This window comes from Pseudomonas sp. GL-B-12, from assembly GCF_019955895.1.
GTDB lineage: Bacteria > Pseudomonadota > Gammaproteobacteria > Pseudomonadales > Pseudomonadaceae > Aquipseudomonas.
In genome coordinates this window covers 12,694-25,548 of record NZ_JAHBCX010000026.1, presented here as the reverse complement: position 1 = coordinate 25,548, position 12,855 = coordinate 12,694, and the positions used below count along the sequence as shown (strand labels likewise).

Below are 12,855 nucleotides of genomic sequence, written 5' to 3'. Positions count from 1 at the left end.
TTTGCGATTGGAAAGCTGCCCTTCGGAACCAGGCCGGCAACACTGATTGCTCAGGTTGAACGCGGGTGTTTTGAGGGTTGAACCAGCGCCTTCGAGCGACCCTGCGGTCGCTCGAAGGCGCTCTTGTTACTTCAGGTTGCCGCTGAGGAATTGCTGCAGGCGCTCACTTTTGGGGTTGCCCAATACGTCCTCGGGCGCACCCTGCTCTTCGACCCGCCCCTGGTGCAGGAACAGCACCTGGTTCGACACTTTGCGCGCAAAGCTCATTTCGTGGGTCACCATGATCATGGTGCGGCCTTCTTCGGCCAGCCCCTGGATCACCTTGAGCACTTCTCCCACCAGTTCCGGGTCCAGGGCCGAAGTCGGCTCGTCGAACAGCATGATCTCCGGTTCCATGCTCAGGGCACGGGCAATGGCGACCCGTTGCTGCTGACCACCCGAGAGAAACGCCGGGTATTGATCTGCAACCCGTGCCGGCAAACCGACCTTGTCCAGGTAGCGCCGGGCGCGATCCTCTGCGTCCTTCTTGCTGACGCCCAGCACCCGGCGTGGGGCCATGGTGATGTTGTCGAGCACGGTCATGTGGCTCCACAGGTTGAAGTGCTGGAACACCATCGCCAGGCGAGTGCGGATGCGTTGCAGTTCATTGGCGTCGGCCACGCGCATGCCGTGGTGGTCATGGACCATTTGAATCGGCTGGTTGTCCAGGCTCATGGCGCCGTCGTTGGGCGTTTCCAGGAAGTTGATGCAACGCAGAAAGGTGCTCTTGCCCGAACCACTGGCGCCAATCAGGCTGATCACATCGCCGGTCTTGGCGTTCAGCGAAACGCCCTTGAGGACTTCATGGTTGCCATAACTTTTGTGCAGGTTTTCAACGGTCAGTTTGTACATGAACAAGCATCCTGAATTAGTGAGCCGGGCCGAGGAAAGACAGCCAGCGGCGTTCAGCCAGGCGGAACAGGCCGACCAGAGAGAAAGTGACTGCCAGGTAGATCAACGCGGCGATGCCGAAGGACTGGAAAGTCAGGAAGGTCGCCGAGTTGGCATCCCGAGCGACTTTCAGGATGTCCGGGATGGTCGCGGTGAAGGCCACGGTGGTCGAGTGCAGCATCAGAATCACTTCGTTGCTGTAGTAAGGCAGCGAGCGACGCAGGGCGGACGGCATGATCACGTAGGTGTACAGCTTCCAGCCGGTCAGGCCGTAGGCTTTAGCTGCTTCGACTTCACCGTGGTTCATGCTGCGAATGGCCCCGGCGAAGATCTCCGTGGTGTAGGCGCAAGTGTTCAGGGCGAAGGCCAGGATGGTGCAGTTCATCGCATCGCGAAAGAACGCATCCAGTACTGGCTGAGCACGCACCGCAGCCAGGCTGTAAATGCCGGTGTAACAAATCAGCAGCTGAATATAGAGAGGCGTACCCCGAAACAGATAGGTGTAGAACTGCACCGGCCAGCGCACCCAGACATTGGTCGAGACCCGGGCAATCGACAGCGGGATCGACATCACGAAGCCGAAGAAGATCGAGGCACTGAGCAGCCAGAGGGTCATGGCCAGCCCGGTGATGTGATTGCCGTCCTGGAACAGGAAAGGTTTCCAGTATTCCTGCAGTAGCTCGATCATCGCACGGCCTCCCGGGTGCCTGCGGCGTAGAAGATTTCCATCCGGCGCAAGACGTAGTTCGAAACGGTGGTTATCACCAGATAGATCAAGGCGGCCAGAATCAGGAAGAAGAACAGCTGATAGGAGCTCTTGCCCGCGTCCTGGGCTACCTTGACCAGATCGGCCAGGCCAATGATCGACACCAGCGCGGTGGCCTTGAGGATCACCATCCAGTTATTACCGATGCCCGGCAGGGCAAAACGCATCATTTGCGGGAACACTACTAAGCGAAAGCGCTGAGCGCGGGTCAGGCCGTAGGCGGTAGCCGCTTCCATCTGCCCTCGCGGTACGGCAAGGATGGCGCCACGGAAGGTTTCGGTGAAATAAGCCCCGTAGATGAAGCCCAGGGTAATGACCCCGGCGCTAAAGGGGTTGATTTCGATATAGTCCCAGCCCAGTGCTTCGGTCAGGCTGGTCAGCCAGGTTTGCAGGCTGTAGAAGATCAACAGCATCAGCACCAGGTCCGGCACCCCGCGGATCAGCGTGGTGTAGGCCTGCGCAGGGACGCGCAGCAGTGCCGATTTCGAAAGCTTGGCGCTGGCGCCGATCAGGCCCAGGCCAACGCTCACCAGCAAGCACAGAAAGGATAATTTGACAGTCATCCAGGAGCCTTGCAGCAACAGCGGGCCGAAACCCTTAAGGCTAAAGCCTGACAGCCCAAGAATCTGCAATAGGTTTTCTAGCATTGAGTAGCCCTACGTCAATCAAAAAAGTGCCCATCCGCAAATGGGCGCAGGGTCATTATTTGCCGCTGTAGAGATTCAGATCGCCAAAGTGCTTCTGTTGGACGGCCGCATAGGTGCCATTGTCGTGCAGTGCCTGGATACCTTTGTTCAGCAAGGCCTGGAGCTCGGCGTTGCCTTTGGTCAGACCTACGGCGGTTTTGGCTGGCAGCAGGGGGCTTTCGACCGGCTCGCTGACTTGGAAGTCGGCGCCTGGTGGCGACTTCAGGAAGCCCAGTTCGGCTTGCAGCATGTCCTGGATTGAGGCATCGAGGCGTCCGGAGATCAGGTCAGCGTACACCTGGTCCTGGTTGGCGTAGGCCTGGGTCTCTACCCCGGCCTTGTCCAGCACGGCCTTGGCGTAGGCTTCCTGGATGGTGCCTTGCTCGTAGCCGACTTTCTTGCCCTTGAGGGAGGCCGGATCGGTGCCGATGGCCACGCCTTTCTTGAATACCAGCGCGGTCGGGCCAGAGAACAGCTCGTTTGAGAAATCGATAACTTTCTCACGCGCTGGCGTGGCGGTCATGGAAGAGATCACGCCGTCGAACTTGTTGGCCTTGAGGCCGGGAATCATGCCGTCGAAGTCACTTTCGACCCATTTGCACTTGACCTTCAGCTCAGCGCAGATCGCGTTGCCCAAGTCGATATCGAAGCCCACCAGGCTGCCATCGGCGGCCTTGGATTCGAACGGCGCATAAGAGGGGTCGACGCCAAAACGCAACTCCTTGTACTCCTTGGCCAGCGCAGAACCGGCAGCCATGCACAAAGCCAATGCAGAAAGGGTGAGAAATGCTTTTTTCATTGTTTTATTCCCAAGGACCATCGAAAGCGCTTGTGCCGCAAGAGCGCGTGTACTGCGTGGCGAAATGTCTTATGCACACGCAGATACTTGTACAGACAAGCATATGCAATCACCTGGCCAATTCGCGGATTGGGCGTTTGATAAAGCGCGTAAAGCGCTCTAGGACGGGCTTTTCAGGCAGGTGAGCGCAGGGGGTGAGGCAGCCTGCCAGGCTGTTACCGAAGCAGGTTTTTACACCCGGCTGGGGTATGCGGTAACAAAGTGTGAGATTAAGGGCGCCGACTTTTGGATACGTGGACGACGTGATTATTTTGCCACTTGGCATTCTGCTTGCCATTCGGCTGATGCCAATAGCAGTGCTGCAGGAGTGTCAGCTCAAAGCGGCTGAGCGGGAGGCTAGAAATTTGAAGCGCCCAGTGAATAAGCTTGCTGCGGTGCTCATCGTACTGACTTGGTCCATTGCCGCTATTGGTGTGTGGCGAGCGTGGGGTGATTGACAAAGGATCGATAGAAGTGGGCGGGAGTGAAGCTGTTGTCCAGTTTCGTGAATGATTGCAGCGGCACTTCTGCCATTGGATCAAAGCCAATATAGGAGAGCAATGGTACACAACCAGCCGATGCTGAGGGTGATAGTCAGGTAGATAACCACGAGCATCAGAGAGTGATTCCACATGACACTAACCTCCCATAACCACCGTTTTAGGCGCTTTAGGGGCGTCTAATAAACCGAATAAACATAGGTTAAGCCGTACCACAGCATCCGGGCTGCTCCTGGAGCGGCGGGCACTTCACCGTTCCAAACGAACAGAACACACAGCAGTCACCTGGGTTCGGGCGTAGCAGCGTTTTACAACTGCCACACTCGTAGAAGAACTGGCAGGCGTCCGTGGGCATGGTTTCCTGCTTGGCGAAACCGCAATGTGGGCAGGTCAACACGGATTCGAGGATGACGGCACTCACGGTTGCCTCACTTGTGCACGGTGACGTCAAGCGCCAACAGTGCCAGTGGCCCGATACAACACACCGACGCACTCATAGCGGCCAATGCGCCCGCGACCAGCGAACCTTTGCCGATTTGTTGAACCATCGTCTTCTCCATTGAATCGATCTAACCTAGAGTCACTTTACATTCCGTACCTAGGTACAGAATCAAGGGGCGTGTGATGGCGACAGGAATGAGTATCGGCAAGTTGGCGCAAGCTGCCGGGGTGAACATCGAGACTATTCGCTATTACCAGCGACGTGGCTTGCTGGATGAGCCGCCAAAGCCGCTCAGCGGTTATCGGCGCTGTTACCGGAGCAGGTCAAACGGTTGCGCTTTATCAAGCGGGCACAGGCGCTGGGATTCACGCCGGATGAGGCGGGCGCACTGCTGACACTGGATGCGGCCTGCAGTTGTAGCGAGACTCGGGCACTGGCCGTGCGCAAGCTGGCCCTGATCGAGCAAAAGATGGCCGACCTTGCAGCAATGCAGCAATGCAGCAGGTGCTGGGCGGACTGGTGCGGCAATGCGATGCAGGCGGCGGGGTCGCATGCCCTATCATCGATGCGCTGAACGGGGAGTGATGCCGGGTTGCAGGGCACCCTGCATAGGCGTCAGGCCAGCAACCCGTACAATGTAATAGTAAGGTTGCTTGCTAGCGGTCAGGAAAGACTGCTTCAGCCGATTGTTGCCTGTCGCGACTGACGGAAATCGACCCAACGCGAACATCCATCGATGACTGCTTTCGGTAACAGTGCCCATTCAAGTATCAATGTCTGGATAAGTACATTGGGGCCGATTCGCGAACAGCTTTCTTTCTGAGCTACGGCAATATCGGTTCGTGGCAATCTGCCAGTACCGATGTATGCAGAACATCGGCGCTGGCTTCGGCGCTACTTGACCTCCTCAACCTCATAATTCACATAGCCGAACTCGTTGCTGCGAGCCGCCATGTATTTGCCGTTTTGCTCGAATACTGTGGCCTCGAAGGGTGTGCCGCCGAGTGTTGTCACTAGATGCCCGTCCTTGATTTCATATTTGGCCGGCACGCCAAACTGGCCGTCATGCAGCATGTTCAGGTATTCACCTTGCGTAGGCGGCTTGCCATCGACGCTGGTGACCAGGCGTTGGCCTTCGGTGCCATAGACGATCTCGAATGTCTGGCCGGTGACGGTATTGCGCACCTTGATGGTTTTGCCCACCACGTAGGCTTGCAACTGCTCGTTAGTGAGCGCTTTGGCACCTTCGGTTTTCAGCTGATCGATGGTTTTGCCAGCAGCGACAAGCTTGCTGTCCTCAACTGTCGGCGTGTACCAGATCGGCGAAGTCCACGCACGTTCCTGGACGGTGGCCGAGACGTCGGCCGGCGGCGGTACTTGCAGCTTGGCCGCGTCATAGGTGCTCCAGCGCGGGGTCGGAATCTGTAGCACGCGAGCGTAGTAGAACGCGTGCCGGGCCGGATCGAAATCCGGATCGACCCAGACTTTTTTCAGCTCGGTGGCACCAATGGTATTGGTGTAAGTCGCCTTGGAAACATCGACCGTGGAGCCCACCGGTGGGATTTTGCCGGTGGCCTGGTCCAGTTGGCGATCACCGGACCAGGCGACGTCGTAGATCTTCTCGAAGGTTTGGCCGTTTTTGGTCCAGCCCTTGATGATCTGGATTCGGTCGAGGTTGCCATCGTCAACATCCTTGACCGCCCACACCACGAAGGACGGCGTCTGTTTACCCTGTTTTGCCGGCAAGTCGCCGCCCATGGGAACGCCCTTGGCGTAGGCGGCATGCACCCAGTCTTTTTCATTCCACAAACTGCTGTCGAAACCCCAGCCACCAAACATGCGCACGGGGATGCGCACTCCGCTGGTGCCATAGACTTCTTTACGCTTCATGGCATCGAAGATCGATTCACGGGTGTTTTCTTCGGCCCAGACACCGGCCAAACCGGACGTGCTGGTTTGCAAGGCCAACAAGCCCGAGTTCTGTTTGCCGGAAAGACGCGCCGCCGGGGTGCTGTCGGTAAAGCCGTGGGAGCCGAAGTTGTCGCTCTGCGAATAAGGAATCACCCCATTGTGCGAGTCGCTGGCGGCGACCACGCCCATTTTGTAAGGGTTGTATCCACGGGCTTGCTGCAAAGCCATACCGTTTTGCCAGGCTTGCCTGATGTAACTGCCATTGATTTTCGACGTGCTGTTGTCGATGCCGAGCAGGAAACTCATGACTTCATAATTGGCAAATTCGTCTGTCGGCGACAGTTCGGGGTGGGTTTCCGAGGTGCCCTTTACCTGGTGAATTTCGGTAAGGGATTCATTGCGCATCCGCGTCTCGGCCCAGGCGGCATCGATGGGGCGGCCACGGTCATCTACGTCCACCGGAAACATCAGGCCGTTGCTGAGGTTGGCATTGTGGGAGATCGCCAGCACCTCGTTGCCTTTTTTGCGTTGATCGTCCATCCAGCCCCACAAATCTTCCGGTTTGTCCGAATCGAGGGCTGTGAAAGGCAGGTCCGGCACCTTCTTCGAGTCGCGGAAAAACACATTGCGGTGCATGTTTTGATTGTTGGGGGCTGAGGTCCATTCATAGGCAACAAACGTGGTGAACTTGCCGGGCTTGTAGTACTTGTCGGCGATGGCGATGTTCTGCTGCCAGATACTGCCGGCAACCTTCGGATCAATCAGCTCCTTGATCGGGTGGCTCAAGCTGCCGGCGATCCATTTGAACACCCGGTTGAAATCTTCCGGGGTTTTGACAATCAGCTTTTGCGCGATGGGCAGCTTGCTGAAGTCTGACTTCGGATCGTTGGCCAGGGCGATCACGCCCACGTATTCCGAGTGATCGGTCACGCCATGGAAATCCAGCGGGCGACCCTTGAGTTGCACTTCAAACCCCATTGGATGCTTGATCGGCATCCCAAGTGAGTATTGGTACGTCTGCTCGGGATCGACCTGGTGATTGCCGATCAGGTAGGCATCAATCGACCAGGAGCTGTGCGAGTGCGTCTGGCCAAAGTAAACCTCGCGATCCGGGTTGCCCTCTGCCAATGCCAGCGTGCTGACCGTTAACATGGCGTAGCCGAACAGTGTTGGCGCGGTGAAGTGTGTAGGGGTTTTCATATTCCACGTCTCCGGAATACGGCAATGACAGGGTGCAACTCAGGACAAGAAACTCGAGACTCTTTGGAAAAACCAGAAGGCAGCCAGCGTACCCAACCCGTAAGAAGCAATCGGTCGGGCATACAGGACTGCGGGCCGTGGCAGTCGACAACGCAGCAACAGTGCGCGCAGGCTCAACACGACGGCGACGAACATCAACTGGCCGATCTCGACGCCGACATTGAAGGTGAACAGCGCCAGCGGCAGGTCGCGCTGCGGCAATCCGATTTGCGCCAGCGCACCGGCAAAACCGAAGCCATGCAACAAGCCAAAACAGAACGCCACCACCCATGGCCACTGGAGGGTGAAACTGGTTTCGTCACGGTTCTTGCGGGCGATTTCCACTGCCAGCAACAGGATGCTTAGCGCAATCGTCGCTTCCACAGGAGGGCCGGGCAGCCGCACCGCACCCAGTGTAGCGAGTGCCAGAGTGACGGAATGGGCGAGGGTGAATGCGGTGATGGTCTTCACCAGCATCCAGCCATTACCCACCAGCAGCAGGAGACCGAAGACGAACAGCAGGTGATCGAAGCCCCCCAGGATGTGTTGGATGCCATGAGCCAGAAATGCACCGGCCACCGAGAACGCTCCCGGCGTGGCAGCGATCTCTATCCAGGGCTGCGCAGGGTGGACGAGGGTGGTCGTCAGGCTGCCGTCCAGGCGCGAGACACGCACCAGCACATCGGTGATGCTCGCTTGCAGGCCGATGAATTCAATACGTTGCCCGACCAGTCCTGCGGGACCGGCTTCAATGACCCGACGCTCGATCAGTGAGTCGTTCAGCTCGCTTTCCACGGGCTCAACGACGGTACGCACACCTTCGGCAAACCGGAGCGCAATCGGCAATCGCATGCCTGAAAGCACCGGCGTGCGCCACAGTACGTCATAGCGCCCGGCAGCCGTTTCGTTGAGTTCCAGGTAAGCGGGGCGCGACTCATGGGCGATGGCCGTTAGCCCCACGAACCAGAGCACCAACAGTAGCCATACCGTGCACCGCATCACGGCCGCTCCGTGTGTGTGGCGGCAATCACACCAGCGGAAGCAGGTATCATCAGCACGACCTCATAGCGTGCTTTCAGTGCATCGAAATTCGCGCGTTTCGATGTGCTGCGTTGTTCGGACATCCAATCGGACTTGACCTGCTGGGCCACGGTTTCGAAGGGCGGAGGAGGTGATTTGGCCAGCGCATCAATCCACACCAGATGCCAGCCAAAACCCGACTCCACAGGCCCCACCCAGCTACCAGGCGTGTGCTTGAACAATGAAATGGCGAATGTTGAACCAAAGACCCGCGCCACCTGATCCCGGGATTGTTCTGAGTAGGCGTTTTTAAACATAAAGGCATCGCCTTCACCACTGTTCTTGTCAGACAGCCCACTGAGTGCGGACTGAGCCTGCGCTTGCGCATCCGCACCACGTTTGTCCAAGGCGAAAAACAAATGATGGAAGGTCAAAAGTGGCGGCGGGGCATATTGGTCCTGATGCTCGTTGTACCAGGCCTCAAGTACACCGGGTGCCGGCTCGCGAAGTGACGCTACATCCTCGGCAAGAAAATCCATTTTTTGCGCCAGTCGGCGGCGAATAATAGTGTCGTCTTTATCCAGGCCAAGTTTCAGTGCTTCGCGATAGAGGATTTCCTCTTTCACATATTCCTCAATCAGGCCCTGCAACTGTTGCTCCGATGCGGGTCGTTGCCATCGCGCCAGCCAGGAAATCGCGATCCGCTGAACAATTTCGGGGGTGATTTCGATGCGTTGCAGATCTTGATCAAGGGTTGAGCGGTGTAAACCTCCGTACAGCACAAAGAGTGCAAAACCGGCGATTAAAAAGTGCAATAACGGCTGGCGAATGCATCGCTTGATTAACGAAAGTCGAGATTCTTTCGCTTCGCAGACGCTTAAGTTCATGACTTATTGCCCCACGCTATACTGCGAATAGTTTTCGCGGCCGAGTGGAGTATTGCTGCTATACCGGAACTTTCCACCAAGGCTAATCACGATAAGCACTAAGGCTTAGTAGCAATCGGATTAACCATTTCCCCAGGGCCGTCCAGTCTTGCACCTATACAGCCCGGGACGGAGCGCCCATGTGATGAAAGGACTGCTTGTTTTCGCCGCGATCATCGAGGCAGCCACTGGTGTGGCGCTGATACTTGTCCCGTCGCTGATCGGGCAACTTCTGCTTGGCATTGAACTGACGGGCGTCATCGTCCCCGTGGCCGGCATCGCCCTCATCGCATTGGCCATCGCCTGCTGGCCAGGACCAGCAATGCTCGGGATGTTGATCTATAACGCAGCCGTTACGCTTTATCTCGCCTACGTTGGCATCTCGGGGGAATCGAGTGGGGTTTTGTTGTGGCCGGTGGTCGTATTGCACGGGATCATGACGGTACTTTTGATTCGAGCAATGACAAGCCAGACGAGGAACTCACAGACGTAGTCAACGCCTGGCTATATGCGTTTTCAGACGCCGGCAAATCCTGCGGTTTTAAGGGGCATGGTCATCTACTCCTTGTCGGTTGCAGTACTCCTGATGATTCGAAGCCAGGGCAACAGTTCAGTGACTGCTTTTGGTTGTGGATTCAACCGGTCGATGCAACAGATTGGCTAAATCGTTCAGCGGGTGTTTCGTAGTTTAGTGTTTTCCGAGGGTGTCGATCCTGCTGTAACGGGGCGTCCGGCCTACCATCCAGCGGTCTTGCTGAAGATCTACATTTACGGCTATCTCAATCGGATTCAGTCCAGCCGCTGGCTAGAACGCGAGGCCGAGCGCAACGGCGAGTTGATGTGGCTGACGGGGCGTTTACCCGCCGAAGAGGCGCGGGCTACTCGCTGCGCACGCTCTCAGTGCCAGGTGTTCGTATGTACGGGGCGCTGTATGCGCAGCACCAACCGGTCGATCTGCGGCACCAGCAGATTGGCGGCTAGCACGGCGAAGCAGAGACCATCGGCATAAAGCCCGAATTCGCGAATCAATTCAGTCACCGCTCCAATGGCCACGCCGAAGAGGATGCGACCGGCGCGTGTATCGGGACTGGTGACCGGATCGGTGGCGATGAAGAAGGCGGTGAAGAGATAGCCACCGAGACTGAGGCTGTACAGGCTTTCCTGTAGGCTATGACCGGCTGCCAGGCACAGCAATACTGTGCTCGCGAGCATCGCCAGCGGAATCTCGATTCGGATCACCCGCAGGACTGCCAGTAGCAAACCGCCGGCAATGTAGCCGTACCCCGACAGATTGGGGGTGATCAGTGTGAACTGGTTCTTGGCCAACTGAGTGGCGCCGGCGAACGCATCGAGGTTAAGGCGTGGCGCCAGCTGCAACTGTTGTAGAAGAACCGCCTTGGCGTCCAGGGTGAGAGTCCAGGGGGCATAGTTCGAAGGCGCTGGGTACAATTGCTGGTAGAAGCAGATAGCGATGATCCCCAGGCCAACCATGGCGGGGTTGAGGCGGTTGCGACCCAGGCCTCCACTGCCGTGTTTACACAGTGCGAGCGCGGCAAAACTGGCCAGGGCGATCATCCACAGCGGCACCAGCAGCGGCAATGCCCGAGCCAGTATCAGGCCTAGCACCAGCCAGCTCAGGTCGCTCAAACCCTCGCGGACATTACGTCCGCGCAGGCGCAGCAGGCCGGCTTCGAAGCCCAGGGCGAGCAGCACGCACCAGAAGGTCTGCAACCAGACCACGATGCCAAATTGCCAGGCGTACAGGGCGGTGCCCGGCAGGAGACACAGGCTGACCAGCAGCATCATTGTGCGCAGTTGTCGGTGCGCGGTAGGACGGAGTATCAGGCTCATGCACGTAGCTCCGTCTTGCTCTGGCGGAAACGTTCGCGCAGCGGCAGATTGCTCGGGCAGGTGCTGCTGCAGCTGCCGCATTCGATACAGGCATCCAATCGCAGTTCCTGCAGGCTGGCCTTGTCAAGGCGTTCGGCAGCAGCGTAGAGATCCAGCGGTCTGAGCGACATCGGGCAGACATCCACACAGCGCGTACAGCGAATGCAACTGCCTGCGGGCTGAGGTGCCGGCAAGTAGCGCTCGGCGCCGAATATCAGGCAACTACTGGTCTTGCTGATGACGGCAGTGGGGTCCGGTAACGGCTGTCCCATCATCGGCCCGCCGACCTGGGTCAACTGGCCTTCGGGGGCCGCGCCAGCAACTGCGCGCAGTGCGCTGACCGGGTAACCCACCGGCACCAGGACATTCCCGGGGCGCTCGCAGTCCCCGGTCAGCGTCAGCACGCGTCTTACCAGTGGTTCGCCGTGGAAGATGGCCCGGCCCAGTGCGTAGAGCGTCGCGACATTCAGCGCCAGTACGCCGATATCGGCGGGCAGGGTTCCTGGCGCCAGGTTGCGGCCACTAAGGCTCTTGATCATCAATGGCTGCCCCCCTGCCGGGTAACGCGCCGGTAGCGGACATATCTCGACCCGGGTGCGCGCCTGGCGAGCGGCGGCGCGTAACGCGGCCATCGCCTGAGGTTTGTTGGTTTCGATACCGAAGCGGGTCAGCGTTATTCCCATCAGTGCGGCGACATAGTCGGCGGCCTCGATCAGCGCCTCGGCACGTTCGCGCATGAGACGGTCATCGCAGGTAAGGAAGGGCTCGCATTCGGCACCGTTGATCAGCAGAAGATCGGGTTGCTGGGCGCCGGCCAGCTTGAGGGCCGTCGGGAAACCCGCCCCACCAAGGCCGACTATGCCCATCTGCAATGCTCGTTCGACCAGCGCCTCGGGCGTTTGCGGTAGCCCCAGCACTGGGCGTTCGATCCACTCATCCAGACCATCTGCGTTCAGAATGACGGCCATGACCGGCTCGGCCGAGTCGGCCGCGAAGGCGAGATCAATCCGTTCCACGATGCCGGAGGTGCTGGCATGCACCCAAGGGGTGTTGTCATCGCCAATACCGATCACCTCGCCCTTGCGCACATGCTGTCCCGGCTGCACGCAAGGCTGGACAGACCGGCGACCCCGCTCGAGCGGAATCGCCAGCTGTATGTTTTCGACCGCGACCGGGGCAACCGGCGTGGCGTTGGATAATTCTTTGTAGCCCCTGAGCTCGATCCCTCCGTGCCAACTACGCTGTGAGGGTGAGGCGATGGCCAGCAGGCTGCGCCAGAAGGGTTTCTGTTGCGGCTGACGCTGGGCGCGGACGCGGCTCTGCATGCGTTCGACGCTCTGCAACGAATGGCTAGACATTTTCTGTCCTCCAATTTTTTGGCAAAAAACACCCCTATGCGCTAATGCACATAATGTTTTTTTTGCTTCCGGGACGTGGAGCGGAAAGGGAGGGGGACAATTGATCACCCGCGGAACTCAGAGTGCCGAATGGAGGTTTTGTTCATTTTTTGATCAGGCTTGCTGATGGACGGTTGGTCATCCCGTGCGGGAGCGTGGGAGCGGTCAGGCAGTGATCGGGGCGGGTAGCGCCAACGTGCGGGGCGTGCCGGGCGCTATTTCCGGCAATGCAGCTTTAATCTCTTGTAAGCAGTGGTGCCCGCAGTTTGGGTAAAAAAGCGCGCCGCGAAGGGGCAGCCGGGATCAGAGA

At 58.2% G+C, this 12,855-nt stretch carries 12 protein-coding genes and 2 pseudogenes; 3 read left to right on the top strand and 11 right to left on the bottom strand.

The annotated features are described in order from the left end of the window. Positions 1-126 precede the first annotated feature (126 nt). The 6 genes from KGA85_RS15695 to KGA85_RS15670 form a co-directional block, all read right to left on the bottom strand. Entirely contained in the window at positions 127-891 is a 765-nt protein-coding gene (locus tag KGA85_RS15695; RefSeq protein ID WP_046048975.1) for an ABC transporter ATP-binding protein, read from the bottom strand. A gap of 16 nt (positions 892-907) precedes the next feature. After that, on the bottom strand, positions 908-1,618 hold the full coding sequence (locus KGA85_RS15690; RefSeq protein WP_046031502.1) for an ABC transporter permease: 711 nt from the start codon (positions 1,616-1,618) through the stop codon (positions 908-910). After that, a complete protein-coding gene (locus KGA85_RS15685) occupies positions 1,615-2,343 on the bottom strand; it encodes an ABC transporter permease (RefSeq protein WP_223443181.1) in 729 nt (242 codons plus the stop codon). Before KGA85_RS15685 ends, KGA85_RS15690 begins: the two co-directional genes overlap by 4 nt. A gap of 55 nt (positions 2,344-2,398) precedes the next feature. Continuing rightward, a complete protein-coding gene (locus KGA85_RS15680) occupies positions 2,399-3,181 on the bottom strand; it encodes a transporter substrate-binding domain-containing protein (RefSeq protein ID WP_223459400.1) in 783 nt (260 codons plus the stop codon). 741 nt (positions 3,182-3,922) lie between these two features. Next, entirely contained in the window at positions 3,923-4,141 is a 219-nt protein-coding gene (locus KGA85_RS15675) for a GDCCVxC domain-containing (seleno)protein (protein WP_223459398.1), read from the bottom strand. A gap of 7 nt (positions 4,142-4,148) precedes the next feature. Next, positions 4,149-4,268: a mercuric transporter MerT family protein gene (locus KGA85_RS15670; RefSeq protein WP_223543211.1), complete on the bottom strand. Its 120-nt coding sequence runs from the start codon at positions 4,266-4,268 to the stop codon at positions 4,149-4,151. 76 nt (positions 4,269-4,344) lie between these two features. Between KGA85_RS15670 and KGA85_RS15665 the strand changes: the two are divergent. After that, a pseudogene (locus KGA85_RS15665) lies at positions 4,345-4,747 on the top strand (MerR family transcriptional regulator). A gap of 309 nt (positions 4,748-5,056) precedes the next feature. Here the strand turns inward: KGA85_RS15665 and KGA85_RS15660 are convergent. The 3 genes from KGA85_RS15660 to KGA85_RS15650 are packed head-to-tail and all read right to left on the bottom strand — an operon-like array spanning position 5,057 to position 9,219. Beyond that, positions 5,057-7,273, bottom strand: a complete 2,217-nt coding sequence (locus KGA85_RS15660) for a DUF3604 domain-containing protein (protein ID WP_223459397.1) — start codon at positions 7,271-7,273, stop codon at positions 5,057-5,059. Positions 7,274-7,312: 39 nt separating this feature from the next. Next, complete coding sequence (locus tag KGA85_RS15655; protein WP_223459395.1) at positions 7,313-8,311, bottom strand: HupE/UreJ family protein; 999 nt, start codon at positions 8,309-8,311, stop codon at positions 7,313-7,315. Further along, positions 8,311-9,219: a peptidyl-prolyl cis-trans isomerase gene (locus tag KGA85_RS15650; RefSeq protein ID WP_223543210.1), complete on the bottom strand. Its 909-nt coding sequence runs from the start codon at positions 9,217-9,219 to the stop codon at positions 8,311-8,313. The genes KGA85_RS15655 and KGA85_RS15650 overlap by 1 nt, the downstream gene beginning before the upstream one ends. 184 nt (positions 9,220-9,403) lie before the next feature. On the opposite strand from KGA85_RS15650, the gene KGA85_RS15645 reads away from it, so the two are divergent. Together KGA85_RS15645 and KGA85_RS15640 are read left to right on the top strand one after the other, a co-directional pair. Beyond that, on the top strand, positions 9,404-9,751 hold the full coding sequence (locus KGA85_RS15645) for a hypothetical protein (protein ID WP_223459391.1): 348 nt from the start codon (positions 9,404-9,406) through the stop codon (positions 9,749-9,751). 207 nt (positions 9,752-9,958) lie between these two features. After that, positions 9,959-10,117, top strand: a pseudogene (locus tag KGA85_RS15640) (transposase); the annotation flags it as partial. 38 nt (positions 10,118-10,155) lie between these two features. Here the strand turns inward: KGA85_RS15640 and KGA85_RS15635 are convergent. Next, positions 10,156-11,109, bottom strand: a complete 954-nt coding sequence (locus tag KGA85_RS15635) for an RnfABCDGE type electron transport complex subunit D (protein ID WP_223459389.1) — start codon at positions 11,107-11,109, stop codon at positions 10,156-10,158. Further along, positions 11,106-12,506: an electron transport complex subunit RsxC gene (rsxC, locus tag KGA85_RS15630; protein ID WP_223459388.1), complete on the bottom strand. Its 1,401-nt coding sequence runs from the start codon at positions 12,504-12,506 to the stop codon at positions 11,106-11,108. The genes KGA85_RS15635 and rsxC overlap by 4 nt, the downstream gene beginning before the upstream one ends. Positions 12,507-12,855 lie beyond the last annotated feature (349 nt).

What these genes read in the sequence shown, in the direction of transcription:
- KGA85_RS15690 (WP_046031502.1), bottom strand. Translation starts at nt 1,618, where the DNA reads ATGATCGAGCTACTGCAGGAATACTGGAAACCTTTCCTGTTCCAGGAC.
- KGA85_RS15635 (WP_223459389.1), bottom strand. Translation starts at nt 11,109, where the DNA reads ATGAGCCTGATACTCCGTCCTACCGCGCACCGACAACTGCGCACAATG.
- KGA85_RS15660 (WP_223459397.1), bottom strand. Translation starts at nt 7,273, where the DNA reads ATGAAAACCCCTACACACTTCACCGCGCCAACACTGTTCGGCTACGCC.
- KGA85_RS15645 (WP_223459391.1), top strand. Translation starts at nt 9,404, where the DNA reads ATGAAAGGACTGCTTGTTTTCGCCGCGATCATCGAGGCAGCCACTGGT.
- rsxC (WP_223459388.1), bottom strand. Translation starts at nt 12,506, where the DNA reads ATGTCTAGCCATTCGTTGCAGAGCGTCGAACGCATGCAGAGCCGCGTC.
- KGA85_RS15655 (WP_223459395.1), bottom strand. Translation starts at nt 8,311, where the DNA reads ATGCGGTGCACGGTATGGCTACTGTTGGTGCTCTGGTTCGTGGGGCTA.
- KGA85_RS15695 (WP_046048975.1), bottom strand. Translation starts at nt 891, where the DNA reads ATGTACAAACTGACCGTTGAAAACCTGCACAAAAGTTATGGCAACCAT.
- KGA85_RS15685 (WP_223443181.1), bottom strand. Translation starts at nt 2,343, where the DNA reads ATGCTAGAAAACCTATTGCAGATTCTTGGGCTGTCAGGCTTTAGCCTT.
- KGA85_RS15670 (WP_223543211.1), bottom strand. Translation starts at nt 4,268, where the DNA reads ATGGTTCAACAAATCGGCAAAGGTTCGCTGGTCGCGGGCGCATTGGCC.
- KGA85_RS15680 (WP_223459400.1), bottom strand. Translation starts at nt 3,181, where the DNA reads ATGAAAAAAGCATTTCTCACCCTTTCTGCATTGGCTTTGTGCATGGCT.
- KGA85_RS15650 (WP_223543210.1), bottom strand. Translation starts at nt 9,219, where the DNA reads ATGAACTTAAGCGTCTGCGAAGCGAAAGAATCTCGACTTTCGTTAATC.